Source organism: Thiohalospira halophila DSM 15071 (assembly GCF_900112605.1).
GTDB lineage: Bacteria > Pseudomonadota > Gammaproteobacteria > Thiohalospirales > Thiohalospiraceae > Thiohalospira > Thiohalospira halophila.
Map to the genome: position 1 here is coordinate 23,457 of NZ_FOMJ01000005.1, position 26,925 is coordinate 50,381.

A 26,925-nucleotide genomic window follows, 5' to 3' on the forward strand; every position below is an offset into this window, starting at 1 on the left:
CGATACTTTAAATGCTTCGCATTTATTTTATCCCATCAATCCGGCCAGACCCGACGCCCGGTGCCGAAGCTGTCGCCCTGAGGGCGCCAGTTGGGGGACTGGAAGGGGTCGCTGACGCTGTCGCGCCGTGCGCAGCCCATGGCCGGTCCCTGCAGGCCCCCGCGCTCACCGGTGGCGGTTCGCTTGCCCCCGCCGGTGCGCCCCTTGGAGCTGCTGCGGCTGCCGGCGGTGGACTTGGTGGCCGTGCCGGTGGACTTCGTCCCGGACTTGGACGAGGTCCCCCCTTGCGGGGTGGTCTTCTCCTGATCCTGCTCGCTCATGCCCGTATCCTCCGCTCGATGTCATGGGCGCTCCGTGGGCCCGGGAGCGCGCCGGATGCCCTTCTCAGGCGGTCTCGCCCGAGGCCAGCCGCTCCAGGGCGGCCGCCAGGCCCTGCTGCCCCTCGGTGAAGCCCTCTTCCCGGCTCGGTGCGTGCAGTTTCATGCGCACGCTCTGGCGGTCGAAGCTCATGTCGGCGTGGACATCCCGCTCCTCCGACAGCGCGGCCGCCCGATCCAGGAACTGCGAGAGTTCGTCGTAGCTGTCGAAATCGAAGCGGGCCTCCATCCGCGGCGGATTACCCACTTCGGTCCAGTGCGTGGTCATGGCTACCTCCGACGCTGTGATCTGGATGTGCCGCCCTCGGTATAGGCCGTGAACCAGGCCTCCACCTCGGCCAGATGCTGGCGTTCCTCGGCCAGCAGTTCATTGAAGAAGGCCCCGCCGTCGGCATCGCCGAGACGCTGGCAGTAGGTGACCGCTCCCTCGTAGAAGGCGACGATCTCCCGCTCCCGGTCCCGGTTGGCCTGCAGCAGGGATCCGAAGTCCCGGACCGGTGCGACTGGCCGAAGGACCGAGGCCCCGGGAACCATTCCCAGGGCCAGAAGCCGACCGCTGATGCGGTCGGCGTGTTCCATCTCGCCCTGGGCCTCGCCCCGGAGCCAGGTGGCCGCGCGGTCCATCCCCCACTGCGACGCCAGCCGCGCGTGGGAGAGGTACTGCTGGACCATGGCCAGCTCCAGGCTCATCGCCCGACCGAGATAACCGGCTACCCCCGGCTCGCGGACCGTCATGGGCCGTCCCCCTCAGAGGCCGCCGTTCAGCCGGCCCCTTCCAGGGCCTTGTCGCTGCCCGACGGGAGCACCGGCTCCACCTCCTTGTGGGGACGGGCGATGATGTGCGCGGCCACCAGACCGTCACCGACCCGCTCGCAGGCGTCGGCGCCGGCCCGGACGGCCGCGTTGACCGCACCGGTCTCGCCGCGGACCAGAACCGTGACGTAACCGCCCCCGACGAACTCCCGACCGATGAGACGGACCTCCGACGCCTTGGTCATGGCGTCCGCCGCCTCGATGGCGGGCACCAGCCCGCGGGTCTCGATCATGCCCAGCGCAATACCGTAGTGTTCAGTCGCCATGGTTGCTCGCTCCTCTTGGGGGCATGCGCCCCGCTTCCCGTTCGCCGCGCACGGCGCGGCCTCCCCGGAGTCGAAACGCCCGCTGGCGCCCGACCCCGCCTGGCCCCCGAGGGGGCCTTACTCCTGTGCCAGCTTCTCGGCGCTGCCGGTGGGCAGGGCCGGCTCAACCTCCTTGTGCGGACGGGCGATGATATGCGCGGCCACGAGGCCGTCACCGACCCGCTCGCAGGCGTCGGCGCCGGCCCGGACAGCGGCGTTCACCGCACCGGTCTCGCCGCGGACGAGGACGGTCACGTAGCCGCCCCCCACGAACTCCCGGCCGATCATGCGGACCTCGGATGCCTTGGTCATGGCGTCCGCCGCCTCGATGGCGGGCACCAGACCGCGGGTCTCGATCATCCCCAGTGCAATGCCGTACTGCTCGCTAGCCATGATGCTTCCTCCTGTGACGAAAATTGGATGTTCCGGCCCTCGGGCCGCCGAACCGGGTTATCCCGATCCGCCCACCGAAGCGGCGGCGCGCCGCTCCTCCGGTTCCCAGTAATCGATGATCCCGCCGATGGTCAGGTCGGTGAGCACCGAGAAGTCCCCGGCGGCATACCGCGCCGCCGAGCCGTTGACCGTGAAGACCCAGTTCCCGGACCGGGCCCCCACCGGGTCCACCGCCACCTGGCGGCGACCCTTCTCGTCCTCGAGGACGCGGAGACTCCAGTGCTGCAGCCCACCGATGCGTTCGGTACACACCAGCGTGCCGAGCACCCGGAAGAGCTCCATCAGTCCTCCTCCCAGCGATCGATGATCCCGACAATGGTCAGGTCACTGGGATATTCCTTGCTGCCCGCGGCCTCGCGGGCCGCCGAACTCCCCACGCAGATGACCCAGTCCCCGGGCGTGCAGCCCACGGCATCCACCGCGACCTGTTGCGAGCTGCCGTCCCGGACCACCTGGAGGCGGCGGTGCTCCAGCTCGCCGATGCGGTGGGTCGCCACCAGGGGCTTCTCTACCTGGCAGATCTTCATTCAGTGCGCCTCCCCGGCCGTCTCCGGCTCCACGGAGGAGCCGAGCACCTCGATAGTGGCACCGCCCAGTTCCCGTACGGCGGTGAGTGTGTGGAGCTCGCCGGCGGCAACCCGGTCGGCGTAGCGCTGGCGCAGGGCCGCCTCCACGCGTCGGCACTGTTCCACGGCCCGCTCCCGGGCACCCGGCACCTGGCCGTCGTAGTCGAACCGCACCACCACCGGCACCGGCAGCCCCCGCTGGACGTTGAGCCCGGAGAAGATCTTCACGCCCACGTCCAGGTCCGGCGCCCCCTCCTCCACCGTGTTCAGGTAGGCGAAGTAGGTGAGGTTACGCAGCTGCACCTCCTCGAAGCCCCGGCCCACGGCGACGAACCGCTCCTGGTGGCCGATGTCGGCGTAGCACCCGGCGTGGTAGCGACGCACGTAGGCGATCTGGGCCAGGTTGTTCTCCAGCAGGCCCGCCACCAGGCGTTGCAGGCCGGCCGGTGCGGCGGGCTCCGCTGCTGCCACCCGGTCCCTGACGCGCTCCCGGGCGCCCTCTTCCGAGAGCCCGCGGGTCTCGTCGAAGAGGCTCGCGGCATCCACCCGGACCTCCGGGCGGGGGAGGCCGTCCGCCGCCGGCGGATGGATCCGCACCGCATCGGTGTCGGTGTCCAGCCCCACCAGCAGGAGCTCCACCGCCTCGCCACAGCAGAAGCTGTTGTCGATGGTGGCCCGCAGGTCCCGCAGCCGCTCGATGGCCGCCCGCATGGCCTGGTCCGTATCCGAACCGTGGGCCGCGCACCCCTGGCCCGCCGGATCCCGGGAGCTGAAGTGGTAGACCGCCACCTTCAGGTACCGGGTGCCCGCCTCGGGCCCGGTGGGCTCGTTGTGGCGATACCGACCAAGCTCGGTGCGGATCCAGCGCTGGAGCCCGTTCTCGATATCGAACAGCGCCCCGGCAAAGGACTTGCGCCGGACGGTCTCCACCGGCAGCCGCAGGACGTACCGGATGACGTGGGCCAGCCGGCCGTCGGAGCAGGGCGAGAGGTCCAGGGCGTGATAACCACACTCCTGCAGCCATTCCTCGAACTGCGCCTGTTCTTCCTCGGTGGCCGCCAGCGGCCCCTCGGTGAAGAAGGCCTCCGCCCAGCGCCGATAGGTCTCGAACAGGGCGTGGGCGTAGAGGGCCGGCACGTCCAGCGAGCGAATCCAGGCGTCCTTGAGCAGCCCCTCCGGGAGCCGGAATCCCAGCCCCGCTTCGGCCTCCGCCTGGGCCCGCTGCTGGAAGTCGGCGTCCTCCCGCATTCCAGCGATCCGGCGCAGGACCGGCTCGATCCGGTCGAAGGCCTCCCGGGTCCCCTGCTCATGGGTGAAGAGGCGCTCGTCCTCCGCCACCCGCGCCAGGGGATGGTCCGCCTCGGCGGCCGGACGCTCGGTCCGGCGACGCTCCGGCGTTGCCATTCGACCCTTGGCCCGGCCCTGGGCCGGCATGGGACGCGGCACCACCGGTGCCTCCGATCCGGCCCCGGCGGGGCCGCCCGCCTCCGGCACCGGGGCGGGAGTCGGGGCGTTGCCGCCCGACCGCCGCACCGGAGACCGGAAGTGGTTCGAAGGGCTGCCGCTGGTACGCCTGCGGAGCATCGTCGTCGCGCCTCCCTAGCCCCGGGCCCCGCCGGAGTAGGTCACGGCGGCACCCTTCTCGGTGCTGCCACTACTCCCGGTCACGGGGCTCTCGGGCAGCGGGACCTCCTCGTTGCGCTTGGGGTCCCGCTGCATGGGCATGACGCTGCCCGCCGGACCGCGCCAACTGGGGTTGCGCCGGGCGGGCGTCCCCTCGGTCCCGGTCACCCGCTCACCGCGGTCCCAGTCGTCGCCGGTGATGGAGGGGCCGCTGCCCGAACCCTCACCCGTGACGCGACCCTCCGGGGCAGGCTGGGCCTGCTGCGGGGTGGGATCCGGCGTGTAGCTGAAGCCGGAGCGGCCCTCGTGGCGCGCGGTCTCGGTGCCGGTCACCTTGCCCTCGGCCATGCCGAAGGGGCCCGTAATGGAACCGCCGCCCTCGTACCGGCTCCCGGTCACCGCCGAGGAGCGCCGCGGCGCGTGGGCCGCCGGCGGCTCGGCCGTAGGGGTCGGGGCCACCGAGCACTCCAGGCTCTGGGGGAAATCGGGGCTGGCCGGCGTCGCCGGCTCTGCGGCACACGCCTCGGCGTACTGCTGCTGACCCACGTAGGGCGTGCCTGTGGGGGTCTGGCAGGCGCCGTCGTCGGCCCCGGTCATGTCGCCGTTGAGCCCCGGCTGCTGGCCGGTGATGTTGTTCGCCGGCGTGGCCTGGCGACGGGGCTGCCGGATGGCGGCCTCCTCCTGGTCCCCCGGGGCACAGTAGTTGCGGTACTCCTCGGCCCCCATGTAGGGCGTGCCGGTGACGGCCTGGCAGGTACCCGGTTCGTTGCCGGTCACCCGACCGTTACGGCCGGACCGCGCGCCGGAGACGGCCAGGCCGCTACCGGTGGCTGACACCGGCGTGGCCAGACCCTGATGGGGTGGCTCCACGCCGCAGGTCTCCTGGTACTGCTCCCGGCCGACGTAGTCGTTCCCGGTAACCGAGCGGCAGCTCCCCGGCTCATCGCCGGTGACCCGCTCACTGCGCCCCACGCGGGAGCCGGTGATGCCGCCACCCCGCAGGGTCGTGGCCTGCTCCACCTTGGGCGGAACCTGGGCCTGCCCCTGGGCATCCCGGCGGAGGTACTGCGTGCCGGTCACCGACCGGCCCACGCCGCGTTCGTCCCCGGTGACCCGCTCGGAGCGGCCCGGGAAGTCCCCGGTGACCCGCTCGCCCGCCACGGTACTGTCTTCCATGGTGAGCGCCGGGCCCGCCGCTGGCGTGGTCCCGCACCAGCCCTGGAACTGCTCGGTCCCCAGGTACTCGGTCCCGGTGACCGACTGGCAGGTGCCCGGCTCATTGCCGGTGACCCGCTCGCCGCGGCCGACCTCGTTGCCGGTAACCCGACCACCGTGGCCGGTCTGGCTGACGCCGGAGCGCATGGGCGCCGGGGCCGGCTCGGTCCGGCAGAGGTCCTGGAAGAGATCGGCCGAGAAATACTCGGTGCCGGTGACGCTGGAGCAGGCACCCGCCTCCCAGCCGGTCATGTCGGAGTCGGCCGAAACCTGGGTCCCGGTGACCTCCTGGCCGTGGCTGGTCTCGCTGGCACCCACCTTCCAGGGAGCATCGGACGAACCACCACGGCGCGCCTCGATCATCTTACGGCGGCGGCTGGTGTGGTCCTCGCCGCTGCGTCCCCGGGCGCCGTTGCGGGCCTGGTCGGCCCGGGCCCGGCGCGCGATCTCACGGCCGGACATATCCGGGTTCGACTGGCGCGCCACCTGGGCGGCCGAGAGGCAGCCACTGGTCTCGGCGGCCTTGCCGCGATCGGCCAGGGCACGCCGCCGCGCCCGGGCCTGGAGGTGACCGGAGGACTTCTCGCAGTGCCCACCGCGCCGGCGACGACTGGTGCCGGGCGGGCAGCTCTCGCCCTCCGGACCGGTGGCCTCCACCGCGGACGGCTCGGCCGGTGCCTCCTCGGCAGCGGGCTCGGGCTCCTCGCGGCGGCTCTCCACACGGCTGCGGTCGGTCTTCTTCAGCGCCGCCTTGCCCTGATGGGCCATGGCACGGCGCCGTTCCCGGGCCGAGCTGCGCGCATCGCCGCCGCCCGCACCACCGCCCTGGCCGCCCCCGCTACCGGAGGCGCTGCCGCCGACGACACCACCCGAGGTCGAGGCGCTGCCGGAGCCCTTGAGCTCCTTCTTGCCACCTCGTGCCTGTGCGGCGCGCCGGGCCCGGGCGGCTTCCCGGGCACTACGCTCTGTCGTTTCCACCCTGGCCATTGCTCTGCCTCCCGTGACGGAGGGGGGTGCGCCCCCTCAACCGCGCCCCTGGTACACCACGAAGGCGGTGCCCAGGCTCTGGGTATAGTCGTCGAAGCCCACCAGTCGCACGTGGTCCTCGGGATAGGCGCGATGGCACGCCTCCAGCTCCTCGAGTACCGGTGCGGTGTCCTTCACACCGAACATCGGCAGCTTCCACAGGGTCCAGTAGTGGCCGTGGGCCTCCGCGGGGGTCTCGTGCTCGATCCCGGGGACCCAGCCCTGGTCGATGATGTAGGCGACCATGTCGTGCATCTCGTCCCAGGTCAGCGCCTTCAGGAAGCCGAAGGTCTCCTGGGTAATCCGGCTGCGATAATCGCCCATTTCTTTGAAATCCGGCATGTCTTCTTCTCCGTTGCGTGAATCGGAAGGGCTCGGAAAACGGGGTTAGGCCGTATCGAGCTTGTCGACGGTGTCGTACTCGAACTTGATCTCCTTCCACGTCTCCAGGGCGATCTTCAGCTCGGGGCTCTGCTGGGCGGCCTCCATGAGGATCTCCTTGCCCTCCTTCTCGATCTCGCGACCCTGGTTGCGCGCCTTGACGCAGGCCTCGACGGCCGCGCGGTTGGCAGCGGCGCCAGCGGCGTTGCCCCACGGATGGCCCTGGGTACCGCCGCCGAACTGCAGGACGGAGTCGTCGCCGAAGATGGAGACCAGCGCCGGCATGTGCCAGACGTGGATACCGCCGGAGGCGACGGCCATGACGCCGGGCAGGGAGCCCCAGTCCTGGTCGAAGAAGACGCCGCGGGAGCGGTCCTCGGGGACGAAGGCCTCGCGCAGCTGATCCACAAAGCCCAGCGTGGAGGCGCGGTCGCCCTCCAGCTTGCCCACCACGGTGCCGGTGTGGAGGTGGTCACCGCCGGAGAGCCGCAGGCACTTGGCCAGCACCCGGAAGTGGATGCCGTGCTTGGGGCTGCGGTCGATGACGGCGTGCATGGCGCGGTGGATGTGCAGCAGCATGCCGTTCTTGCGGCACCACTTGGCCAGGCCGGTGTTCGCCGTGAAGCCGCCGGTGAGGAAGTCGTGCATGATGATGGGCATGCCCAGTTCCTTGGCGAACTCGGCGCGCTCGTACATCTGCTCCGGATCCGGCGCGGTGACGTTCAGATAGTGGCCCTTGGTCTCGCCGGTCTTGGTCTCGGCCTTCTGCACCGCCTCGGCGACGAACTCGAACCGGTCCTGCCAGCGCATGAAGGGCTGGGAGTTGACGTTCTCGTCGTCCTTGGTGAAGTCGAGACCGCCACGCAGGCTCTCGTAGACCGCCCGGCCGTAGTTCTTGCCGGAGAGGCCCAGCTTCGGCTTGATGGTCGCGCCCAGCAGGGGACGGCCGTACTTGCTCAGCCGGTCGCGCTCCACCTGGATGCCGAAGGGAGGGCCCATGCAGGTCTTGATGTAGGCGATGGGGAAGCGGATGTCCTCGAGCCGCAGGGCCTGGATGGCCTTGAAGCCGAAGACGTTACCCACCAGCGAGGTGAGCACGTTCGTGATCGACCCCTCCTCGAAGAGGTCGAGGGGGTAGGCGATGAAGGTATAGAACGCCTCCGGGTCGCCGGGCACGTCCTCGATACGGTAGGCGCGGCCCTTGTAGAACTCGATGTCGGTCAACAGATCCGACCACACCGTGGTCCAGGTCCCGGTGGAGGACTCGGCGGCGACAGCAGCCGCGGCCTCCTCCCGGGGAACCCCCTCCTGGGGGGTGACCTTGAAGCAGGCCAGCAGGTCGGTATCCAGGGGGACGTAATCCGGCGTCCAGTACATCTGGGCGTAGTCCTTTACCCCCGCGTCGTAAGTCTTGGTTGCCATCCGAACGCTCCTCACTTGCCGTGGTGGGATTGCGAGAGCAAAGCTAGCCGAGGTCCATGGATAGAGACCAATCGATTAATTCAATGAAGTCCATAGAGGATGCTTGTGAGCCGCTCGCGCCCGGCCGTCGGCAAGGGAAGAAAACCCCGTAACGACAAGGGGTTCGGGCCCGGGGAAGCCCCGGGTGAGGGATGGGTCATTCGGCCTGGAAGGCGGTGATCCAGTCGGTACTCTCGGATGCGAATGGTAGATCCGCGAGCATGTCGCGCAGGGCGATGGCGACCTGCTCGCGCTCGGCCAGCATGAAGTCGAGGAAGGCGCGGGCCACCGCCGAGAGCTTCTTCCCCTTGGGATAGACCACGTACCAGTAGCGCTCGATGGGCATGCCCTCCACGTCGAGGATGGCCAGGGGGCCGCGCGTCCCCTCCAGGGTGAGGCTGTGGAGCGACAGGACCGAGATCCCCATGCCGCTGGCCACGGTGTGCTTGATGGCCTCGTTGCTGGACAGCTCCATGATGACGTTGGGTTCCAGACCCCGGCTCTCGAGCAGATTGTGGGTCGCCTCGCGGATCCCCGAGCCCGGCTCGCGGTCGATGAAGGGCTCCTCCGCCACGCGCGCCAGCGGGATGTTGGGCTCACCCACCAGGGGATGGTCCCGGGCGGCGATCATGACCAGGGGATTGGGGGCTATGGGGATGGCCTCGACCTCGACGCCGTCCGCCGGCTTGCGGCCCATGATGTAGAGGTCGTCCTCGTTGTCCGCCAGCCGGTCCAGGATCCGCTCCCGGTTGGAGACCTTGAGGGAGACCTGGATACCCGGGTGCTCACCCTTGAAGGTGCCCATGACGTGGGGGGCAAAGTACTTGGCGGTGGTCACCACGGAGAGCTTGAGCATGCCGCGCTTGAGGCCGCGCATCTCGGCGATGCCCATCTCCAGCCGCCCCAGGCTGCCGAAGATCTCCTGGCAGCTCTCGTAGAGCTCCCGTCCGGCATCGGTGAGGTGAATGCGCCGGCCCACCTGTTCGAACAGCGGGACGCCCAGGGCATCGCTGAGCTTCTTCACCTGCATGGAGGCGGTGGGCTGGGTGAGGTAGAGCTCCTCGGCGGCGCGGGTCACGCTCTCGTGGCGGGCCATGGCCTCGAAGATGGCGAGCTGCCGCAGGGTCACCCGGCGTGCCAGGTCGGGAACGATGCTGGTCATCGACTAAAACCTATCCTGTGAATAGAAACAATTGATTTCTATTAATAGATCAAGCGAACCAGACTTTACAACCCACAGGAGGTTTTCATCGTCCCCCGCACGGGAGGAGACAGATGCCCGCGGTCGAACTCGGTGACATGCTTGGCCACGCCCGCTGCCACGGCTACGCGGTGGGGGCCTTTACCGTTCCGGGGCTGGAGGTCGCGCGCGGGGTCCTGGCCGCCGCCGAGCGCGCCCGCGCACCGGTAATCCTCACGGTGGACCCCGGCACCGACGAGGAGGCGGCGCTGGAGAGTCTCCTCGCGGGGCTGGTGACGGCGGTGGACGCGGCCTCGGTCCCGGCCGCGATCCTCTACGGACCCGTATCCGACGCCCGGGCCGTCCGCCGGGCTGCCCGGCTCGGCTGCGGCGGCGTCCTCGCCCGCCCCCCTGAGGGCGAATTCACCGCCACCGTGGCCGCCTTGCGCGAGCAGGTGGCCGAGGCCAGTACCTGCCGACTCACCGTCATCGCCTGTCCCCAACCCGACGAGAGCGGCCGGACCCCCGCCGCCGAGGCCACCGCGCTCTGCCAGCGGACCGGCAGCCACGCCCTGGAGGTGGCCATCACGGGTGCCCCGGGCGAGGGACGGCGCGCACGCACCGATTATTCCCGCCTGCGCCAGCTCGGCGAGGCCACGGAGTGCCCGCTGGTCGTCCCCGCCGACGGTACCGACACCGACGACCGGATCCGCCGCATGGTCGCCCAGGGGGCGGCCCAGATCGGCTTCTCCGAGGGAGTCTCCCGCACCGCGGCGGAGGCCCTGCGGGCAACGGCCCCGGCCTACGAGCACCTCGGCCGTGCCGTCCGTGACGCCGTCAGCGCCTGGAGCGGTGAGCGCATGCGCACCATGGGCTCGGCGGGCCGTGCCGCCGAGGTCCAGTCGCGCTGCCGGGAACGGCGCGCGGTGGAGGAGCTCCTCATCCAGGATGCCGCGCCCTCCGAGGCCCTGGAGCAGACCGTCCGCGCCGGTGAGGCCACCCTCCGGGCCGCCCCCGGGGTCCGGGCGGTCTACGGCTACCGGGTCGGCGGGGCCCAGGGGGAGTCGCAGGTGGTCTGGCGCGTGGAGCTGTGCCATCCGGCGGCCCGCGAGGAGTTCGGCGCCCACCTGCGACACCTCCCGGGGGAGCGCATCCGCCATCTCCCGCTGGAGCCGGCGGGCGCCTGCGCGCAGGCGCAGGCCACCGAGGAGGCCCCCGACCACGTGCTGGCCGGCAGTAATGGCTGAGGCCGACAGCGGCCCGCTCTCGCCCGCCCTGGTGGTGGCCGGGCGCGGCCTGGCGGTGGACGAGGTCTGCCACCGGGTCAATCCGCTGCTGGAGGCCCTCTGTGGCCACGGGACCGGGCCCACGGACCTGCTGGGCATCGTGCGGGTGCCGGACCCGGCGGCCCTGGTCGGCGGCCACAACCTCCCGCTGACCAGCCTCAGCGGCGAGGAGGCCCTGTGGTACCTCTGCCACCTGGCGCCCTCCGTGGGGACCGGCGACCGCGCCATCCTCAGCGTGACCCTGAGCCTGCTGCCCCGGGACGATCTGCACTTCGCCCCGGCACTGGAGAGCCGCGGCCGGGGACCGGACGAGTGCGACTGGCTCCTCGCCCGCCTGCACCACGGCCTCGGCGAGCGGCTGGATCCGCCGGTCCGATGGGACCGGCGACGCTGCCGCCTCCTCCCCGAATAGCCCACGAAAAGGGGGCGCCCCCTCGCGGGAGGCGCCCCCTCTGCCCTCGAGGCCGCCCCGGAGGGCGGCCGGACCTCGGCCGGTCCTAGAAGCGGTAGCCGAAGTTCTTCTCGAACATGTCCTTGAACTCGTCGAGGGTGTAGTGGTGGTTCTGGGTGCCGGCGTACTCGATCTTGATGGCGCCCATCAGGGAGGCGATGCGGCCGGTGGTCTCCCAGTCCATGTCGTTGTCCAGGCCGTAGAGCAGGCCGGCGCGGTAGGCATCGCCGCAGCCGGTCGGGTCCTTGGCCTCGCCGATGGGGGTCGGCGGGATCTCGATGGTCTTGCCGCCGGTGTAGATAAAGGAGCCCTCGCCGCCCTTGGTGACGATGAGCGCCTCCAGCTGGCCGGCGATCTCGTCCATGGACTTGCCGGTCTTCTCGGCCAGCAGCTGCGCCTCGTAGTCGTTGAGCGCGGCGTAGGTGGCCTGGTCGACGAAGCGGGCGAGGTCGTCGCCGTCGAACATCGGCATGCCCTGGCCCGGGTCGAAGATGAAGGGGATGCCCGCCTCGGCGAACTGCTCGGCGTGCTGGATCATGCCGTCGCGGCCGTCGGGGGAGACGATGCCGATCTTCACGCCGGAGGCGTCGGTCACCTTGAGCTGGTGGGACTCGTTCATGGCGCCGGGGTGGAAGGCGGTGATCTGGTTGTCGTCCAGGTCGGTGGTGATGAAGGCCTGGCCGGTGTAGGTGTCGTCGACCACCTTCACGTGCTGACGGGTGATGCCGTGCTTGTCCATCCAGTCGGCGTAGGGGCCGAAGTCACCGCCCACGGTGGCCATGGGGATGGGGTCGCCGCCCAGCAGCTTCAGGTTGTAGGCGATGTTCCCGGCGCAGCCGCCGAACTCCCGGCGCATCTGCGGCACCAGGAAGGAGACGTTCAGCATGTGGACCTTGTCGGGGAGGATGTGGTTCTTGAAGTGGTCCGGGAAGACCATGATGGTGTCGTAGGCGTAGGAGCCACAGAGCAGTGCAGACATTGCTGTTTCCTCGATTGCTTGCTTGCGAATGAACGGGGGGCGCGGCCTCAGGCCAGGAATCGGCCCCAGGCCACCGCGCCCCAGATAACGGCGACCAGGACCAGGCTGGCGAAGACGGCCGCCGAGCCCAGGTCCTTGGCGCGCCCCGAAAGGGGGTTGTCGTCGGTGCCGATGCGGTCCACCACCGCCTCCAGAGCGGAGTTGACCAGCTCCACCAGCAGGACCATGACCAGCGCCCCGAACAGCAGGGCGTACTCCACGCCGGTCCGACCCAGCCAGAGCCCCACCGGCACCAGGAGGGCGGCCACCAGCAGCTCCAGCCGGAAGGCCTCCTCGTGACGCCAGGCGGCGGCCAGGCCACGGCCGGAATAGACCATCGCCATGGCCACGTGGGCCAGGCCGCGATGGTCCGGCTTGCGCTGATGGGCCGCGCCGGTCATGTCAGGAGGCGGCCGGCGGATCCCAGCGCAGGTCCAGCTCCTTGGCGGCGCGGACATCGTCCAGCCGCCGGGCCGGCAGGGTGTGCGGGGCGCTCTTGAGCGTGTCCGGCTCGTTCTTCGCCTCCTCGCGGATGGCGATCATGGCGTCCACGAAGGAGTCCAGGGTGGCCTTGTCCTCGGTCTCCGTGGGCTCCACCAGCAGGCACTCCGGCACCAGCAGCGGGAAGTAGGTGGTCGGCGCGTGGTGGCCGTAGTCCAGCAGCCGCTTGGCGAAGTCCATGGCGTTGCAGCCCAGCTCCTTCGCCTCCTTGCGCAGAGTGACGATGAACTCGTGGGTGGCGCGCCGCTCGGGATAGGCCACCTCGAAGCCGGCCTCGCGCAGCCGCTTCATGAGGTAGTTGGCGTTGAGGGTGGCGTACTCGCCCACCCGCTCCATGCCCTCGCGGCCCAGCAGCCGGGCGTAGACATAGGCCCGGAGCAGAACCCCGACGTTGCCGTAGTGGGCGGAGAGCGGCCCGATGGTCTCCGGGCAGTCCGCCTCGGTGTGCCAGCAGTACTCGTCGCCCTCCCTGCCCACCATGGGGGTCGGCAGGTAGGGCTCCAGCCGCTCGGCGACACCCACCGGCCCGGCACCGGGACCACCACCGCCGTGGGGGGTGGAGAAGGTCTTGTGCAGGTTCATGTGGATGACGTCGAAGCCCATGTCGCCGGGCTTCACCTTGCCGAGGATGGCGTTGAGATTGGCGCCGTCGTAGTAGAGCAGGCCGCCGGCGCCGTGGACGATCTCGGCGATCTGGCCGATGTTGCGTTCGAACACCCCCACGGTGGAGGGATTGGTGAGCATGATCCCGGCGGTCTGCGGGCCCACCGCCGCCTTGAGGCTCTCGATATCCACGTCGCCGTTGGCGTCGGTGGCGATCTCGCGGACGCTGTAGCCGCACATCACCGCCGTGGCCGGGTTGGTGCCGTGGGCGGCGTCGGGGACGATGATCTCGCTGCGCTCGGTGTCGCCGCGGGCGTCGTGGTAGGCGCGGATCATGGCCACCCCGGTGAACTCGCCCTGGGCGCCGGCCATGGGGGCCAGGGAGACGGCCTTCATGCCGGTGATGTCCTTGAGCATCTCCTGCAGGTCGTGGAGGCAGGAGAGCACCCCCTGGCCGTAGCGCTTCTCCGGGGCGCGCGGGTGACGGCCCAGGAAGCCGGGCAGCATGGCCAGGCTGTTACAACCGCGCGGGTTGTACTTCATGGTGCACGAGCCCAGCGGGTAGAAGTGGGTGTCGATGGAGAAGTTCGTCTGCGACAGCCGGGTGTAGTGGCGCACCGCCTGCAGCTCGGAGACCTCCGGCAGCGGCGCCCGCTTCTTCCGGCGCAGGGCCTCCGGGATCCCGTCCAGGTCGCCGGCCTCCGGGGCCTGGGCGTAGTTACGGCGGCCTTCACGGCCGTGTTCGAAGATGAGCATTTTTCGGTCTCCTCGGGGATCAGCCGCCGAAGGCGGCCTCCTCCACCTGTAGATAGACGTGGGAGATGGACTGGCCGATGCGCTCGTCGTAGTTGGGGTAGCGCTCGGCCCAGTCGGCCAGGGCCTCATCCACCTCGTCGCGCATCTGGTAATCCAGCTTGCCCTGGTCGTAGCCGGCCTCCACCGTCTCCCAGAGGGTCTCCAGGTAGCCGCGAACATCGGCCAGGATGAAGCTCCCCTCGCCGATGCGGCCGTGGCCGGGAACCACGACCTCGGGCTCCAGGGCCTCCAGCTCGGCCAGGGTGTCGATCCAGTGCCGGACGTCGGCATCCATGGTCGCCGGCGCCGCCTCGCCGAAGGCGACGTCGGCGGTGAGCAGGGCGCCCTTCTCCGGCAGCCACAGGACCAGGTCACCGGGGCTGTGGGCGTTGCCCACCGTGCGCAGCTCCACCTCCACCTCGCCGAAGGTGCGGGTGGTGGTCTCCTCCACCGCTTCCTGCGGCGGGTGGAGGGTGGTGCCGTCGGTGGCGCCGCCGGTCATCTGCGACACCCGCTCCCGCCAGGTCTCGCCCTCGGACTCGGTGATGGAGCGCACCTCCGGCGTGGCCAGGAAGGTGGTCCCGTCGCCGGCGAAGGCGTGGTTGCCCAGCCAGTGGTCGCCGTGGCTGCTGGAGTTGACCACCCAGCGGATGGGGGCGTCGGTGACCTCGCGGATGGTGGCCTTCAGGGACTCGCCGATGGTCTCGGAGGAGCCGGTATCCAGCACCAGCACGCCCTCGCCGGTCTCCACGAAGGCCATGTTGGAATTCCAGCCGCGGTTCTCCTCGTTGGGGAAGGAGCGGGCGGGGCTGATCACCGCCCAGACCCCGTCGGCGACCTCGGTGGCCTCCATCCCGGGATAGGCCTTCTCCGGGCCGCTGGCACAGGCGGACAGCCCCAGCAGGGCGCCGCCGATGGCGGTGGTGGCGAGCGTACGGCGCAGCATGTTCGACCTCCTCGGAACGGGTCCTCAGTCGCGCAGGGTCGGCAGGATCCGGGCCACGGCGTCGGCGTAGGCGCGGATCTCGTCGTCGGTGCGCACCTCGGTGGCGCAGACCAGGAAGGCGTCACCCAGCTCGGGGTAGTCCTCGCCCAGGGCCACACCGCCGAGGATCCCCTCCGCCGCCAGGGCGTCCAGGAGACGATCCGCCGGCACCTCGGTGCGCAGGGCCACCTCGTGGAAGCAGGGCCGGTCGAAGACCTTCTCCACGCCGTCGATGGCCGTGAGCGCGTCCACCAGCTTGCGGGTGTTGGCGTGGGAGGCCGTGGCCACCCGCTCCAGCCCGTCCGGCCCCATGAGGCTCAGGTAGATGGTCGCCGCCGTGGCCAGCAGCCCCTGGTTGGTGCAGATGTTGGAGGTCGCCTTGGAGCGGCGGATGTGCTGCTCCCGCGCCTGCAGCGTCAGGGTGTAGCCCCGGCGCTCGTCGGCATCGATGGTGCCGCCGACGATCCGGCCGGGGAGCTGGCGCACGTGGGACTGCTTACAGGTCATGAAACCGAAGTAGGGCCCGCCCGAGGAGAGCGGCGCGCCCAGGGGCTGGCCCTCGCCACAGGCGATGTCGGCCCCCTCGGTGCCCCATTCCCCCGGCGGCGTGAGCACGGCCATGGCGGTGGGATTCACCTGGCCGATGACCAGCCCGCCGTGGGCGTGGGCCCAGTCGGTGAGGGCGTCGACATCCTCCAGCACCCCGAAGTAGTTGGGCTGCGGGACCACGAGACCGGCGAAGGTGCCCGGCTCTTCCGGCAGGACGGCCGGGTCGATATGACCGCCCTCGGGGTCGACGCCCAGGGTCTCCAGCTCCAGGCCCTGGTTGTGGACGATGGTCTCCACCACACGCCGGTAGACGGGGTGGACGCTCTCCGGGATCAGGATCCGCTTGGACTTGGCCTTGCGGTTGGCCCGCACCGCCATGAGCGCCGCCTCCGCCAGCGCCGAGGCGCCGTCGTACATGGAGGCGTTGGAGGCATCCATGCCGGTGAGGTGGGCCATCATGGTCTGGAACTCGTAGACCACCTGGAGCGTGCCCTGACTCGCCTCCGCCTGGTAGGGCGTGTAGGCGGAGTAGAACTCGCCGCGGGTGGTCAGCTCCCAGACCGCCGCCGGGATGTGGTGCTCGTAGGCGCCGGCCCCCATGAAGCAGACCGGCTGCCCGTCGGCGGCGGCGCGCTGGCGGATCTCCTGCCCCACCTGCATCTCGCTGGCGCCCGGTGGGACCCGGGTCAGGCCCTCGCTGCGCAGCTCGGCGGGGATCTCATCAAACAGCGCCTCCATGCTCGACTCGCCAATGGCGTCGAGCATGGCGCGCACCTCTTCTTCGGTATGCGGAATGAAGGGCATGAACTCTCCTCGCGCGTCGCGCCTTGCGGCCTCGCGCTCAGTGGGATTCGGAGTCCACCAGCGCCTGGTAGGCGTCGGGGTCCATCAGGTCCTGGGGCTCGGCGTCCGGCTTCACGCGGAAGAGCCAGCCCTCGCCGTAGGGGTCCTGGTTGACGGTCTCGGGGGAGTCGGCGAGGCCCTCGTTGGCCTCCACCACCTCGCCGCCCACGGGGGCGTAGACGTCGGAGGCGGCCTTCACCGACTCCACCACGGCGCAGTCCTCGCCGGCGGTGAGGGTGCCGCCCTCCTCCGGGACCTCGATGAAGACCATGTCGCCGAGGAGCTCCTGGGCATGCTCGGTGATGCCGATGGTGAGGGTGCCATCGTCGTTGGTCTTCACCCACTCGTGGGACTTGGTGTACTTGCGATCGGCGGGAATGTTGCTCATGGGTCTCTCCCGTTGGGTTTCGAAAATTCGGACAGTGGCAGGGGGCATTTCACCCCCCGAAGGATATCAGGGTAATTCGACCCGGGCCTGGCCGTTACGCACGAAGGGCGGCTTGACCACGGCGGCCGAGAGCCGTTTGTTGCGCACCGCCACCTCGCAGCGGCCACCGGCCTCGGCGGTCCCGGCGGGGACCAGGGCCAGGGCGATGGCCCGGCCCAGGGTGGGGGAAAAGGTACCGGAGGTGGTAATCCCGTCGCCACCGGCGCAGTGGACGGTCTGCCCGTCCCGCAGGACGCCGCGGTCGGCAAGGACCAGGCCCACCTGCTCCCGGGCGACCCCGGCCTCGCGCTGGCGCTCCAGGGCGGCGCGGCCGAGGAAGTCGCGGTCGGCCGGCTCGAAGGCGACGGTCCAGGCCAGCCCGGCCTCCAGCGGCGAGGTGGACTCATCCATCTCGTGGCTGTAGAGGGCCATGCCGGCCTCCAGGCGCAGGGTGTCCCGGGCACCGAAGCCCACCGGCTGGATTCCGGCGGCCTCCAGCTCGTCCCAGAGACCGGCGATGCGCTCGTTGGGGACCGAGATCTCGAAGCCGTCCTCGCCGGTATAGCCGGTGCGGCCGATGAAGAGGCGGTCGTCCCCGGCGGCCTGGAAGGGCTTGAGATCGGCGGCGAAGGCGCCGTTCTCGCCCAGGGCGTCGAGGGCACGCTCGCGGGCCTTGGGCCCCTGGACCGCCACCAGCGCCAGGTCGGTGCGCTCGCACAGGGTGCAGGCGAAGCCGGCGATGTGCTGCTCCAGCCAGGCCATGTCCTTGTCGTGGGTGGCGGCGTTGAGGATGGCGCGATACCACGTGTCGTGCATGCGGTAGACGATGAGATCGTCCTCCACCCCGCCCTCGGGATTGCACATGCAGCTGTAGAGCGCCTTGCCCGGGGTCTTGAGCTTGGCCACGTCGTTGGCCAGGAGGTAGCGCAGGAAGTCGGTGGCCCCCTCGCCCTCGATGTCGACCACGTTCATGTGGGAGACATCGAACATCCCGGCTTCGTTGCGGACGTGGTGGTGCTCCTCCACCTGGGAGCCGTAGTGGACCGGCAGTTCCCAGCCGTAGAAGTCGGCCAGCTTGGCCCCGGCGGCGACATGCTTGTCGTGGAGCGGCGTGCGCTTGAGGCTCATGCGGAGACCCCCTTCATGGCGTGATCCTGGCGCTCCTCGGCGTGGTAGGAGGAGCGCACCAGCGGCCCGGCCTTGACCCAGCCGAAGCCGAGGTCGCGGGCGATGGCCGCGTAGTCGTCGAACTGCTCGGGGGTGACGTATTCCTTCACCGGCAGGTGGTAGCGGGTGGGGCGCAGGTACTGCCCCAGGGCGATGCGCTCCACGCCGGCACCGCGCAGGTCGCGCAGGACCTCGGCCACCTCGTCGGCGGTCTCGCCCATGCCGAGCATGAGCGCCGACTTGGCCTCCACCCGCGGCAGGGCGGAGGCGCGCTCCAGCAGCTCCAGGGAGCGCTCGTAGCGCGAGCCCTTGCGCACCTCCCGGTAGAGGGAGGGGACGGTCTCGACGTTGTGGCCCCAGACCAGGTCCGCCGGCTCGCTCTCGGCCAGCGGGAACTCGGCGGTAGCGGCGGCGATGGCTGCCACGGCGCCGTCCATGTCCTGCTGGAAGTCGGGGGTGAGGAACTCCACGCCCATGCGCGCATCACGCCGGCGCACCTCGCGCAGGGTCTCGGCGAAGATCCCGGCACCGCCATCGGCCATGTCGTCACGGTTCACCGAGGTGAGGACGATGTAGTCCAGCCCCATGGCGGTGGCGGCCTCGGCGACCCGGCGCGGCTCGTCGTTGTCGAACCAGTCGGGCCGGCCGGTCTGCACGGAGCAGAAGCCGCAGGCGCGGGTGCAGGTCTCGCCCAGGAGCATGAAGGTGGCCGTGCCGCGGGCCCAGCACTCGCCGCGGTTGGGGCAGCGCGCCTCCTCGCAGACGGTGTTCAGGCCCTGGTCGTGGACGGCGCGGGCGGTATCGGCGTAGCGCGGATCGGCGTCGAGATTCAGCCGGATCCACTCCGGCATCCGCCCGGCGTTGGGGCGATCGGAGTGATCGAATACGGGGATGAAGCGTTCGGGGCTTTGCGGCATGCTCGCTCTCCCAAGCTGGATTCGGTGTCTGGACGGGATCGAGGCGATGGACCCGGTCAACGGTTCGGTTGCCCTGTCCATCGCCCCTCTGTCCTTTCACCTGAGAGCTTGAGCCCCTTCGGTGGGTCGCCGATGGCGACCGCTCTCCAGAGTCGGCCTTTCGTTGTACCTGCGGTCCCTTGGCCTGAGCGATTACGGGCGATTGTTGCGCCTTCGGCGGCGGCCACCGGATGGCCGCGCTCTCCCACAGGTACAGCAGCCGAACGTTCAGAATAACCCAGCCGGCCCCGGGATCCAACCGCGGGGGTGGCCGGATTCCCCTCCCGACAAAACGGAATGATTCTCATTGGACAAAAGCCCCTTCACGGCGTACGGTCGCCCCTGTCCCAACAACCATCGAGGAGAGACCCATGCCGCGTCTCGGCTACTGGATGACCGCTCTGATAAGCGCCGTGCTGGTCGCCGGCTGTGGCGGCGCCGGGGAGGAGGAGACCCTCAACGTCTACTCCGCCCGCAAGGAGGCACTCATCAAGCCGCTGCTGGATCGCTTCGGGCAGGAGAGCGGGATGGAGGTGAAGCTCCTCACCGCCGACGCCGGCGCCCTGCTCTCCCGCCTGGAGAACGAGGGCCGCAACACGCCGGCGGACGTGCTCATCACGGTGGACGCCGGCAACCTCCACCGCGCCCGGGAGGCCGGCGTCCTGGCCGCCACCGACTCCGCGGTGCTGGAATCGGCCATCCCGGCCCACCTGCGCGACGAGCAGGGCCACTGGTTCGGCCTCTCCCAGCGGGCGCGGGTGATCTTCACCCATGCCGACCGGGTCGAGGAGGGTGCCATCACCTCCTACGAGGACCTCGCCGATCCCGAGTGGGAGGGCCGGGTCTGCATCCGCTCCTCGGACAACGTCTACAACCAGTCCCTGGTGGCGTCGATGATCGCCGAGCACGGCGAAGAGGAGACCCAGGCGTGGGCCGAGGGCCTGGTGGACAACATGGCCCGGGACCCCCAGGGCGGCGATCGCGACCAGATCCGCGCCGTGGCCGCCGAGGAGTGCGACGTCGCCGTGGCCAACACCTACTACTACGGCGCCATGCAGAACGGCGGGACCGATGACCAGGAGGCCGCAGAGGCCGTGCGGCTGGTCTGGCCCAATCAGGACGACCGGGGCGCCCACGTCAACGTCTCCGGCGGCGGTGTGGTCGCCGCCAGCCAGAACCGGGACCGGGCCCGGGCGCTGCTGGAGTTCCTAACCACCGACGAATCCCAGCAGTGGTACGCCAAGGCCAACAACGAGTTCCCGGTGAAGGCCGGCGTCCCTGCCGCCGATACCCTGGCGAAGTGGGGCGACTTCCAGGCCGACGATCTGCCGCTGACCCGGCTGGGTGAGCTCAACGCCCGGGCCGTCCGGCTCATGGATCGAGCGGGGTGGCGCTAGGCCCCACCCCCCTTCCGGGGGAGGGCGACTCCGCCGCTGAAGCGGCCCCCCGCACGGCGTGGTGGGGGGCCGCCTTCGTGCGTGCCTGGCAACCGGGACTGCTGCTGGTGGCCGCTCTGCTGGCCCTGCCGGTGGCGGTGGTGGTGGGCTCCCTGCTGCGTTTCGACACCGCGATCTGGGGCCACCTGGCCGCCACCGTGCTGCCGGGCTACGTCACCAACTCCCTGCTGCTCATGCTCGGGGTGGGGGTCGGGACCTTCCTCCTCGGCACCGGCACCGCCTGGCTGTGCGCCGTCTGCCGGTTCCCCGGCCGGCGGCTGTTCGAGTGGGCGCTTCTCCTCCCCCTCGCCATGCCGGCCTACATCATCGCCTACACCTACACCGGCCTGCTGGACGTCGCCGGCCCGGTACAGACGGGGCTGCGGGCGATCACCGGCTGGGAGGTCGGCAGCTACGCCTTCCCCGAGATCCGCTCCCTCACCGGCGCGGCCCTGATGCTGACCCTGGTGCTCTACCCCTACGTCTACCTCCTGGCCCGGGCCAGCTTCCTGGAGCAGTCGGCCAGCGCCCTCAATGTCGCCCGCACCCTGGGGCTGGGGCCGTGGCGGATGTTCGCCCGGGTGGCACTGCCCATGGCGCGGCCGGCCATCGTCGGCGGCCTCTCCCTGGCGCTCATGGAGACCCTGGCCGACTACGGCACGGTCAAGTACTTCGGCGTCTCCACTTTCACCACCGGGATCTTCCGGACCTGGTTCGGCATGGGGGAGGCCGCCGCCGCGGCCCAGCTGGCCGCCCTGCTCCTGGCCTTCGTCTTCGCCGTGATCCTACTCGAGCGCGCCTCCCGCCGCGGCGCCCGGTACCACCACCACGGCACCTGGCAGCCGGCGCCGGTCTTCGAACTCACCGGCTGGCGCGCCGCCGGGGCAGTGGCGGCCTGCCTGGTACCGCTGGCCCTGGGCTTCCTCGTCCCCGCCGGGCAGCTCCTGGCCTGGAGCCTGGAGGTGGCCGGGAGCGTGGACCGCGGCTTCGCCACCCTGGCCGGGCGCTCCGTGGGGCTGGCGGTGGTGACCGCCGGCCTGGCCCTGGTGCTCGCCCTCTTCCTGGCCTATGGCCAGCGGCTGTTGCCCGGGCGACTGCCGGCGGCGGCGGTGCGGGTGGCCGGGATGGGCTACGCCGTGCCGGGGACGGTCATCGCCGTGGGGGTAGTCATCCCCTTTGCCGCCTTCGACAACGCCCTGGACGGCTGGATGCGCGCCACCTTCGGCGTGAGCACCGGCCTGCTGCTGAGCGGTACCCTGGCGGCCCTGGTCTTCGCCTACCTGGTGCGCTTCCTGGCTGTCTCCCTGAACACCGTGGAGTCCGGCCTGGGCCGGGTCCGGGCGAGCATGGACGAGGCGGCGCGGACCCTGGGCCACGGCCCCCTGGCGACCCTGCGGCGGGTGCACCTGCCCCTGATCCGCGGTAGCCTGCTCACCGCCATGCTTCTGGTCTTCGTGGACGTCCTCAAGGAGCTGCCGGCGACGCTGGTGCTCCGCCCCTTCGACTTCAACACCCTGGCGGTGCGCGCCTTCGAACTGGCCTCGGACGAGCGCCTGCGCGAGGCGGCGCCGCCGGCGCTGACCATCGTCGCCGCCGGGCTCCTCCCGGTGATCCTGCTCAGCCGTTCCATCACCCGGGCGCGCGACCATGGCTGAGGCGCTGCGACTGGAGGGGCTCACCGTCCGCTACGGCGATCACACCGCCGTGGCCGACGTCTCCCTGGAGATGGAGGCCGGCACCATCGGCTGCCTGCTGGGGCCCAGCGGGTGCGGCAAGACCACGGCCCTGCGCACCATCGCCGGCTTCGAGCGGCCCGATGCCGGCCGGGTCCTCCTCCAGGGGCGGGAGGTCGCCGGCCCCGCCGCCAGCATCCCGCCGGAGCACCGCCGCGTGGGCATGGTCTTCCAGGACCTGGCGCTCTTCCCGCACCTCTCCGTGGCCGACAACATCGCCTTCGGCCTCCCCCGGGGCGCGGCCAGGCGCCGCGAGCGGGTGGACGAGCTGCTGGCGCTGGTGGGCCTGCCCGGCGCCGGGCCGCGCTACCCCCACCACCTCTCCGGCGGCCAGCAGCAGCGGGTGGCCATCGCCCGCGCCCTGGCGCCGGAGCCGGCCATCCTGCTGCTGGACGAACCCTTCTCCAGCCTGGACGTGGCGCTGCGCGAGCAGCTGCCCCGGGAACTGCGGGGGATCCTCCAGGCGGCGGGGATCACGGCCCTGCTGGTGACCCACGACCAGACGGAGGCCTTCGCCATGGCCGACCGCGTGGGCGTCATGTCCGGCGGGGCGCTCTGCCAGTGGGATACGCCGTACAACCTCTACCACCGCCCGGCGACCCCCTTCGTGGCCGACTTCGTCGGCCTGGGGGTGCGCCTGCCGGGGACGGTTCTCGCCCACGGCAAGGTGGAGACGGAGCTGGGGCTGCTGGAGGGGGCGGTGCCGTCGGACTGCCCCATGGGACGCCAGGTGGATGTCCTGGTGCGGCCCGACGACATCATCCTAGACCCCGACGGCCAGGGCACCGCCCAGGTGGAGGAGCGGGTCTTCCGCGGGGCCGACTACCTCTACACCCTTCGCCTGCCCGGGGGATCGCGGCTGCTGAGCCTGGCGCCCAGCCACAACGCCTACGCCGTGGGTACGCGAGTCACCGTCCGCCCCGATCTGGACCACCTGGTCCTCTTCCCCCGGGACGGCGGGCCGGCCTGCGCCGTGGAGGAGGCGCCGGAAGACCCGGATTAGGGAGTGTTCGGGTCTCCGGGGCCTAGCGCCGCTCGGGGTCGCGGCGGGCCAGCTCCGGGAGGTCGCCGGTGAGGCCCATGGCGTGGCGCATGAGGCCGTTCTTCACCGGCAGGACGGTGTGGGTGAGGTTGAGACCGATATTGCGCATCCAGCGCAGGGGCGCCAGCTCGCTGCCGAAGAGCCGCTTGAAGCCGTCCATGGCCCCCATCATGGCCACGTTGTCCGCCTTGCGGCGACGCTCGTAGCGGCGCAGCACCGGGATGGAGCCGATGCCCCGGCGCTGCTCCACCGCCTCCAGCAGGGTCTCCGCCAGGGTGGCGGCGTCCGCCAGCCCCAGATTGACCCCCTGGCCGGCCAGGGGGTGGATGGTGTGGGCGGCATCCCCCACCAGTGCCAGCCGGGGGCGGACGTAGGCGTTGGCGTGGAGCAGCCGCAGGGGGAAGCTCGCCCGGGGGCCGGTCTCCTCCACCGGCCCCAGGATATGGTCGAAGGCCTCGCCCAGCTCGCCGCAGAAGGTCTCGGGCTCCATGGCGGTGAGCGCCTCGGCCTGCTCGGGGGTGGTGGACCAGACGATGGAACAGCGCCCGTCCGCCAGCGGCAGGAAGGCCAGCGGACCGTCGGGGAGAAAGCGCTGCCACGCCGTCTCCTGGTGGGGCTCGGCGGTGCGCACGGTGGCCACCACCGCCTGCTGGCCGTAGTCCCAGCCGCGGGTGGTGATCCCGGCCTGCTCCCGGACCCAGGAGCGACCGCCATCGGCGCCCACCAGCAGCCCGCCGGCCAGCAGTCGATCGTCCTCCAGGCGCAGGTACATGTGGTCGGAGTCCCAGCCCATGCGCCGGATGGTCGCCGGCTCGTAGAGGCGGACGTTGGGCAGTTCCGCCACCACGTCATGGAGGGCGGTGCGGATGACGCCGTTCTCCACGATGTGGCCCAGCAGCGGCTCGCCCAGGTCGGCGGCATCGAAGTGGATGTGGCCGGGGCCGCTGGCGTCGCGCACATCCATCTCCCGGAAGGGGCTCACCCGGCGGGTGGCGATGCCCTGCCAGGCGCCGACGTTATCCAGGATCCGGCGGGAGGCGACGGTGATGGCGGAGACGCGCTGGTCCCAGTCCCCGGTACCCGCGGCGGGGTCCGGCTCGCTGCGCTCCACCACGGCCACCCGCAGGGAGGTATGGCCCAGGGCGGCGGCCAGGGTCAGCCCCACCATGCCGCCGCCCACGATGATCACGTCGAAGGTGTGGTCCTCGGTCCTCATGGCGCCAGCCCCCGGGCCAGCCGCGGCACCGGACCACCCAGCCCCATGGCCTGGCGGGCCAGGGCGTGGCGGGCCGGCGGCAGGCGGTCCAGGGCCACCAGCCCCGCCGCCCGCAGCGCCGCCACCGGCGCCACGGCGTTGGAAAAGGTCCGCACCAGGCCATCGGTGAAGGCGGTGGTGCGGGCGTAATCGGCCCGGCGGCGCCGGGCGTAGTCGGTCAGCAGGGTCTCGTCGCCAGGGTCCCGGCCGGCCCGCCGGGCATCGGCCAGGACCTCGGCCAGCACGGCGGCATCGCGCAGGCCCAGGTTGTAGCCCTGCCCGGCCACGGGGTGGAGGACGTGGGCGGCGTTGCCGATGACCGCCAGCCGGCGCGCGGTGAAGCGCTCGGCGTACTGCAGGCCCAGGGGGTAGGCGTGGCGCTCGCCCACGGCGGTAAAGCCGCCCAGGCGGCCGCCGAAGCGCGTCTCCAGCCGCTGCAGGAAGGCCGCATCGTCCAGCCCCAGCAGTTCCTCCTCTTCGCCCTGGCGGCAGGTCCAGACCAGGGAGCAGCGCCCCTCGGTAAGGGGCAGCAGGGCCAGGGGGCCGGTCTCGGTGAAGCGCTCCCAGGCCGTGGTGCCGGGGTCCAGGGCCGGGGCGACGTTGGCGATAATCGCGGTCTGGCCGTACTCCACCCGGTGGGTGCCGATCCCGGCCCCCTCGCGCACGGCGGAGTTGCCGCCGTCGGCGGCCACCAGCAGCGAGGCGGTGAGATCCACCCGGCCCTCCGGCCCCTCCGCCAGCACCCGCGCCCGGCGCGGCGAACGGTCCACGGCGGTGACCCGGGCGGGGCAGAAGAGCGTGACGCCGGAGCGGTCCAGCGCCGCGTGCAGGGCGCGGCCCAGCAGGCGGTTCTCCACGACGTAGCCCAGGGCGGGGACCTGCTCGTCGTCGCGGTCCAGCCGGGCGAAGCCGGGCCGGCCGCGGTCGGAGACGTGAATGCGGTGGATGGGAGCGGCGCCGGCCTCGATCTCCGCCCAGAGGGCGGGGTCGGTGGTCGCCAGGACCTGGCGAGAGGCCCACGCCAGCGCCAGGCTGCGGGCATCGAAGGTGGAGCCGGTCTCGCTGGACGGCGGCGCGGCCTCGATCACCGCCACCCGGTAGCCGGCCCCGTCCAGGGCCAGGGCGAGCCCCGCCCCCACCGGGCCGGCACCGACGATGGCGATGTCGAAGGCCTCACTCATGCGCCATGAGCTCCTCAATGGCGTCGGGGTCCGAGGGGACGTGGTCGGTGAGGACCTCGCAGCCGTCGGCGGTGACCACGACGTCGTCCTCAATGCGGATGCCGATCCCCTGGAGCCGCTCCGGAGCCTGACCACCGGGCGCAAAGTAGAGCCCCGGCTCCACGGTGAGCGCCATGCCCGGCTCCAGCTCCCGCCACTCCTCGCCGATCTTGTAGTCGCCGACGTCGTGGACGTCCCTTCCCAGCCAGTGGCCGGTGCGGTGCATGAAGAAGGGCTTGAAGGCGCCGGTCTCGATGAGGTGGTCCACCTCGCCGGCCAGCGCCCCCAGGTCCACCAGCCCCTGGACCAGGACCCGCAGGGCCGCCTGGTGGGGGTGATCCCAGTGATTGCCCGGCCGCACCGCATCGATGGCGGCGTGCTGGGCCGCCAGGACGATGTCGTAGACCTCGCGCTGGAGGGCGGAGAAGCGACCGTTCACCGGGAAGGTCCGGGTGATGTCGGCGGCGTAGCCGGCGTACTCGCCGCCGGCATCCACCAGCACCAGGTCGCCGTCCTGCAGCTCGGCCTCGTTCTCGGTGTAGTGGAGGATGCAGCCGTTGGCGCCGCCACCGACGATGGGCGGGTAGGCCGGCGCGCTGCACCCCTCCCGCCGGAAGACGTACTGGTACTCCGCCTCCAGGGCGTACTCCATCATCCCCGGGCGGCAGGCCTGCATGGCGCGCCGGTGGGCCTCGGCGGAGATCCGGGCGGCGGTGCGCATGTGCGCCACCTCCTCCGGCCCCTTGTAGAGGCGCATCTCGTGGAGGATATGGTCCAGGGCGACGAACTCGCCGGGGGTGTGGATCCCGGCGCGGCTGCGCTCGCGCAGGCAGTTGATCCAGCCGATGAGCTTGGTATCGAACTCGGCATCCAGCCCCATGGTGCAGTAGACCCGGGCGCGGTTCTCCAGCAGGCCAGGGAGGATGTCGTCCAGGTCGCCGATGGGGAAGGAGTCGTCGGCGCCGTAGCGCGCCACCGCCCCTTCCTGGCCGGCGCGGCGCCCCTCCCAGGTCTCCTTGTCCGGGTCGCGCTCGCGGCAGAAGAGGAGGTACTCGCCGTGGGGCCGGCCCGGCGCCAGGACCATCACGGCCTCCGGCTCGGGGAAGCCGGTGAGGTAGTGGAAGTCGGAGTCGGGCCGGTAGGGATAGTCGACGTCGCGGTTGCGCTGACGCTCCGGCGCCGTGGGCAGGATGGCGATACCGTCCTCCCCCACGGCCTCCCGAAGGCGCTGTCGGCGATGGGCGAAGGGATCGGTCAC

Annotated in this window: 28 protein-coding genes and 2 riboswitches; of the genes, 5 read left to right on the forward strand and 23 right to left on the reverse strand. The window is 71.1% G+C overall.

Going from position 1 to position 26,925, the window contains the following annotated elements:
- Positions 1–35: 35 nt before the first annotated feature.
- The 12 genes from BM272_RS07905 to BM272_RS07960 form a co-directional block, all read right to left on the reverse strand.
- Positions 36–320 carry a hypothetical protein gene (locus BM272_RS07905; protein WP_093428243.1) on the reverse strand — a complete coding sequence of 95 codons (285 nt, stop codon included), beginning with the start codon at positions 318–320 and terminating at the stop codon, positions 36–38.
- 64 nt (positions 321–384) lie between these two features.
- Complete coding sequence (locus tag BM272_RS07910; protein ID WP_093428244.1) at positions 385–645, reverse strand: 4a-hydroxytetrahydrobiopterin dehydratase; 261 nt, start codon at positions 643–645, stop codon at positions 385–387.
- A gap of 2 nt (positions 646–647) precedes the next feature.
- Positions 648–1,112 (reverse strand): ferritin-like domain-containing protein, encoded by a 465-nt coding sequence (locus tag BM272_RS07915; RefSeq protein ID WP_093428245.1) that lies wholly within the window; start codon positions 1,110–1,112, stop codon positions 648–650.
- A gap of 26 nt (positions 1,113–1,138) precedes the next feature.
- The gene (locus BM272_RS07920) at positions 1,139–1,456 is read right to left on the reverse strand and encodes an alpha-carboxysome major shell protein CsoS1 (RefSeq protein WP_093428246.1); all 318 of its coding nucleotides are present in this window, start codon (positions 1,454–1,456) and stop codon (positions 1,139–1,141) included.
- A gap of 117 nt (positions 1,457–1,573) precedes the next feature.
- Entirely contained in the window at positions 1,574–1,888 is a 315-nt protein-coding gene (locus tag BM272_RS07925; RefSeq protein ID WP_093428247.1) for an alpha-carboxysome major shell protein CsoS1, read from the reverse strand.
- Between the two features lie 57 nt (positions 1,889–1,945).
- Positions 1,946–2,230, reverse strand: coding sequence for a carboxysome peptide B (locus tag BM272_RS07930; protein WP_093428248.1), 285 nt, complete (start codon positions 2,228–2,230; stop codon positions 1,946–1,948).
- Positions 2,230–2,475 carry an alpha-carboxysome shell vertex protein CsoS4 gene (locus BM272_RS07935; protein WP_093428249.1) on the reverse strand — a complete coding sequence of 82 codons (246 nt, stop codon included), beginning with the start codon at positions 2,473–2,475 and terminating at the stop codon, positions 2,230–2,232. Before BM272_RS07935 ends, BM272_RS07930 begins: the two co-directional genes overlap by 1 nt.
- Positions 2,476–3,960, reverse strand: a complete 1,485-nt coding sequence (locus BM272_RS07940) for a carboxysome shell carbonic anhydrase (RefSeq protein ID WP_240308067.1) — start codon at positions 3,958–3,960, stop codon at positions 2,476–2,478.
- A gap of 153 nt (positions 3,961–4,113) precedes the next feature.
- Positions 4,114–6,339: an alpha-carboxysome scaffolding protein CsoS2 gene (locus BM272_RS07945; RefSeq protein ID WP_240308068.1), complete on the reverse strand. Its 2,226-nt coding sequence runs from the start codon at positions 6,337–6,339 to the stop codon at positions 4,114–4,116.
- A 36-nt stretch (positions 6,340–6,375) separates the two neighbouring features.
- Positions 6,376–6,720: a ribulose bisphosphate carboxylase small subunit gene (locus tag BM272_RS07950; RefSeq protein ID WP_093428252.1), complete on the reverse strand. Its 345-nt coding sequence runs from the start codon at positions 6,718–6,720 to the stop codon at positions 6,376–6,378.
- 45 nt (positions 6,721–6,765) lie between these two features.
- On the reverse strand, positions 6,766–8,181 hold the full coding sequence (locus BM272_RS07955; protein ID WP_093428253.1) for a form I ribulose bisphosphate carboxylase large subunit: 1,416 nt from the start codon (positions 8,179–8,181) through the stop codon (positions 6,766–6,768).
- Positions 8,182–8,377: 196 nt separating this feature from the next.
- A complete protein-coding gene (locus BM272_RS07960) occupies positions 8,378–9,382 on the reverse strand; it encodes a LysR family transcriptional regulator (protein WP_093428254.1) in 1,005 nt (334 codons plus the stop codon).
- Positions 9,383–9,495: 113 nt separating this feature from the next.
- On the opposite strand from BM272_RS07960, the gene BM272_RS07965 reads away from it, so the two are divergent.
- Positions 9,496–10,647, forward strand: a complete 1,152-nt coding sequence (locus tag BM272_RS07965; RefSeq protein WP_093428255.1) for a class II fructose-bisphosphate aldolase — start codon at positions 9,496–9,498, stop codon at positions 10,645–10,647.
- Positions 10,640–11,098, forward strand: a complete 459-nt coding sequence (locus tag BM272_RS07970; protein ID WP_093428256.1) for a hypothetical protein — start codon at positions 10,640–10,642, stop codon at positions 11,096–11,098. Before BM272_RS07965 ends, BM272_RS07970 begins: the two co-directional genes overlap by 8 nt.
- 85 nt (positions 11,099–11,183) lie before the next feature.
- Here the strand turns inward: BM272_RS07970 and BM272_RS07975 are convergent, their stop codons facing one another.
- The 8 genes from BM272_RS07975 to lipA all read right to left on the reverse strand — a co-directional run bounded on the left by BM272_RS07975 (position 11,184) and on the right by lipA (position 18,981).
- Positions 11,184–12,116, reverse strand: a complete 933-nt coding sequence (locus BM272_RS07975; protein WP_093428257.1) for a carbohydrate kinase family protein — start codon at positions 12,114–12,116, stop codon at positions 11,184–11,186.
- Positions 12,117–12,163: 47 nt separating this feature from the next.
- A complete protein-coding gene (locus BM272_RS07980; protein WP_093428258.1) occupies positions 12,164–12,556 on the reverse strand; it encodes a diacylglycerol kinase in 393 nt (130 codons plus the stop codon).
- Between the two features lies 1 nt (position 12,557).
- Positions 12,558–14,015 carry an aminomethyl-transferring glycine dehydrogenase subunit GcvPB gene (gcvPB, locus tag BM272_RS07985; protein WP_093428259.1) on the reverse strand — a complete coding sequence of 486 codons (1,458 nt, stop codon included), beginning with the start codon at positions 14,013–14,015 and terminating at the stop codon, positions 12,558–12,560.
- Positions 14,016–14,034: 19 nt separating this feature from the next.
- Positions 14,035–15,000 carry an MBL fold metallo-hydrolase gene (locus BM272_RS07990; RefSeq protein WP_093428260.1) on the reverse strand — a complete coding sequence of 322 codons (966 nt, stop codon included), beginning with the start codon at positions 14,998–15,000 and terminating at the stop codon, positions 14,035–14,037.
- A 24-nt stretch (positions 15,001–15,024) separates the two neighbouring features.
- Positions 15,025–16,392 (reverse strand): aminomethyl-transferring glycine dehydrogenase subunit GcvPA, encoded by a 1,368-nt coding sequence (gcvPA, locus tag BM272_RS07995; RefSeq protein ID WP_093428261.1) that lies wholly within the window; start codon positions 16,390–16,392, stop codon positions 15,025–15,027.
- A gap of 37 nt (positions 16,393–16,429) precedes the next feature.
- On the reverse strand, positions 16,430–16,819 hold the full coding sequence (gcvH, locus tag BM272_RS08000; RefSeq protein ID WP_093428262.1) for a glycine cleavage system protein GcvH: 390 nt from the start codon (positions 16,817–16,819) through the stop codon (positions 16,430–16,432).
- A gap of 66 nt (positions 16,820–16,885) precedes the next feature.
- Positions 16,886–17,986: a glycine cleavage system aminomethyltransferase GcvT gene (gene gcvT / locus BM272_RS08005; RefSeq protein ID WP_093428263.1), complete on the reverse strand. Its 1,101-nt coding sequence runs from the start codon at positions 17,984–17,986 to the stop codon at positions 16,886–16,888.
- On the reverse strand, positions 17,983–18,981 hold the full coding sequence (gene lipA, locus BM272_RS08010; RefSeq protein WP_399349370.1) for a lipoyl synthase: 999 nt from the start codon (positions 18,979–18,981) through the stop codon (positions 17,983–17,985). Before lipA ends, gcvT begins: the two co-directional genes overlap by 4 nt.
- Positions 18,982–19,020: 39 nt before the next feature.
- Positions 19,021–19,102, reverse strand: a riboswitch (glycine riboswitch).
- A 2-nt stretch (positions 19,103–19,104) separates the two neighbouring features.
- A riboswitch (glycine riboswitch) is annotated at positions 19,105–19,199 on the reverse strand.
- A gap of 138 nt (positions 19,200–19,337) precedes the next feature.
- Here lipA and BM272_RS08015 point away from each other — a divergent pair.
- From BM272_RS08015 to BM272_RS08025, 3 genes are all read left to right on the forward strand, one after another.
- Entirely contained in the window at positions 19,338–20,378 is a 1,041-nt protein-coding gene (locus BM272_RS08015; RefSeq protein WP_399349373.1) for a Fe(3+) ABC transporter substrate-binding protein, read from the forward strand.
- A 77-nt stretch (positions 20,379–20,455) separates the two neighbouring features.
- On the forward strand, positions 20,456–22,072 hold the full coding sequence (locus tag BM272_RS08020; protein WP_093428266.1) for an ABC transporter permease: 1,617 nt from the start codon (positions 20,456–20,458) through the stop codon (positions 22,070–22,072).
- The gene (locus BM272_RS08025) at positions 22,065–23,153 is read left to right on the forward strand and encodes an ABC transporter ATP-binding protein (RefSeq protein WP_093428267.1); all 1,089 of its coding nucleotides are present in this window, start codon (positions 22,065–22,067) and stop codon (positions 23,151–23,153) included. Before BM272_RS08020 ends, BM272_RS08025 begins: the two co-directional genes overlap by 8 nt.
- Positions 23,154–23,175: 22 nt before the next feature.
- Here BM272_RS08025 and BM272_RS08030 read toward each other — a convergent pair whose 3' ends face one another.
- Genes BM272_RS08030 through pepP form a run of 3 tightly spaced genes read right to left on the reverse strand, consistent with a single transcriptional unit; the run spans position 23,176 to position 26,925 of the window.
- Entirely contained in the window at positions 23,176–24,408 is a 1,233-nt protein-coding gene (locus BM272_RS08030; RefSeq protein ID WP_093428268.1) for a UbiH/UbiF/VisC/COQ6 family ubiquinone biosynthesis hydroxylase, read from the reverse strand.
- A complete protein-coding gene (ubiH, locus tag BM272_RS08035; protein WP_093428269.1) occupies positions 24,405–25,628 on the reverse strand; it encodes a 2-octaprenyl-6-methoxyphenyl hydroxylase in 1,224 nt (407 codons plus the stop codon). The genes BM272_RS08030 and ubiH overlap by 4 nt, the downstream gene beginning before the upstream one ends.
- Complete coding sequence (gene pepP, locus BM272_RS08040) at positions 25,621–26,925, reverse strand: Xaa-Pro aminopeptidase (protein ID WP_093428270.1); 1,305 nt, start codon at positions 26,923–26,925, stop codon at positions 25,621–25,623. The genes ubiH and pepP overlap by 8 nt, the downstream gene beginning before the upstream one ends.

What these genes read in the sequence shown, in the direction of transcription:
- BM272_RS07925 (WP_093428247.1), bottom strand. Translation starts at nt 1,888, where the DNA reads ATGGCTAGCGAGCAGTACGGCATTGCACTGGGGATGATCGAGACCCGC.
- BM272_RS07990 (WP_093428260.1), bottom strand. Translation starts at nt 15,000, where the DNA reads ATGCTGCGCCGTACGCTCGCCACCACCGCCATCGGCGGCGCCCTGCTG.
- BM272_RS08030 (WP_093428268.1), bottom strand. Translation starts at nt 24,408, where the DNA reads ATGAGGACCGAGGACCACACCTTCGACGTGATCATCGTGGGCGGCGGC.
- gcvPA (WP_093428261.1), bottom strand. Translation starts at nt 16,392, where the DNA reads ATGCCCTTCATTCCGCATACCGAAGAAGAGGTGCGCGCCATGCTCGAC.
- gcvH (WP_093428262.1), bottom strand. Translation starts at nt 16,819, where the DNA reads ATGAGCAACATTCCCGCCGATCGCAAGTACACCAAGTCCCACGAGTGG.
- BM272_RS07930 (WP_093428248.1), bottom strand. Translation starts at nt 2,230, where the DNA reads ATGGAGCTCTTCCGGGTGCTCGGCACGCTGGTGTGTACCGAACGCATC.
- BM272_RS07905 (WP_093428243.1), bottom strand. Translation starts at nt 320, where the DNA reads ATGAGCGAGCAGGATCAGGAGAAGACCACCCCGCAAGGGGGGACCTCG.
- BM272_RS07920 (WP_093428246.1), bottom strand. Translation starts at nt 1,456, where the DNA reads ATGGCGACTGAACACTACGGTATTGCGCTGGGCATGATCGAGACCCGC.
- BM272_RS07960 (WP_093428254.1), bottom strand. Translation starts at nt 9,382, where the DNA reads ATGACCAGCATCGTTCCCGACCTGGCACGCCGGGTGACCCTGCGGCAG.
- BM272_RS07955 (WP_093428253.1), bottom strand. Translation starts at nt 8,181, where the DNA reads ATGGCAACCAAGACTTACGACGCGGGGGTAAAGGACTACGCCCAGATG.
- gcvPB (WP_093428259.1), bottom strand. Translation starts at nt 14,015, where the DNA reads ATGCTCATCTTCGAACACGGCCGTGAAGGCCGCCGTAACTACGCCCAG.
- BM272_RS07935 (WP_093428249.1), bottom strand. Translation starts at nt 2,475, where the DNA reads ATGAAGATCTGCCAGGTAGAGAAGCCCCTGGTGGCGACCCACCGCATC.
- BM272_RS07910 (WP_093428244.1), bottom strand. Translation starts at nt 645, where the DNA reads ATGACCACGCACTGGACCGAAGTGGGTAATCCGCCGCGGATGGAGGCC.
- BM272_RS07965 (WP_093428255.1), top strand. Translation starts at nt 9,496, where the DNA reads ATGCCCGCGGTCGAACTCGGTGACATGCTTGGCCACGCCCGCTGCCAC.
- BM272_RS07975 (WP_093428257.1), bottom strand. Translation starts at nt 12,116, where the DNA reads ATGTCTGCACTGCTCTGTGGCTCCTACGCCTACGACACCATCATGGTC.
- BM272_RS07980 (WP_093428258.1), bottom strand. Translation starts at nt 12,556, where the DNA reads ATGACCGGCGCGGCCCATCAGCGCAAGCCGGACCATCGCGGCCTGGCC.
- gcvT (WP_093428263.1), bottom strand. Translation starts at nt 17,986, where the DNA reads ATGAGCCTCAAGCGCACGCCGCTCCACGACAAGCATGTCGCCGCCGGG.
- BM272_RS07970 (WP_093428256.1), top strand. Translation starts at nt 10,640, where the DNA reads ATGGCTGAGGCCGACAGCGGCCCGCTCTCGCCCGCCCTGGTGGTGGCC.
- ubiH (WP_093428269.1), bottom strand. Translation starts at nt 25,628, where the DNA reads ATGAGTGAGGCCTTCGACATCGCCATCGTCGGTGCCGGCCCGGTGGGG.
- BM272_RS07945 (WP_240308068.1), bottom strand. Translation starts at nt 6,339, where the DNA reads ATGGCCAGGGTGGAAACGACAGAGCGTAGTGCCCGGGAAGCCGCCCGG.
- BM272_RS08025 (WP_093428267.1), top strand. Translation starts at nt 22,065, where the DNA reads ATGGCTGAGGCGCTGCGACTGGAGGGGCTCACCGTCCGCTACGGCGAT.
- BM272_RS07915 (WP_093428245.1), bottom strand. Translation starts at nt 1,112, where the DNA reads ATGACGGTCCGCGAGCCGGGGGTAGCCGGTTATCTCGGTCGGGCGATG.
- BM272_RS07950 (WP_093428252.1), bottom strand. Translation starts at nt 6,720, where the DNA reads ATGCCGGATTTCAAAGAAATGGGCGATTATCGCAGCCGGATTACCCAG.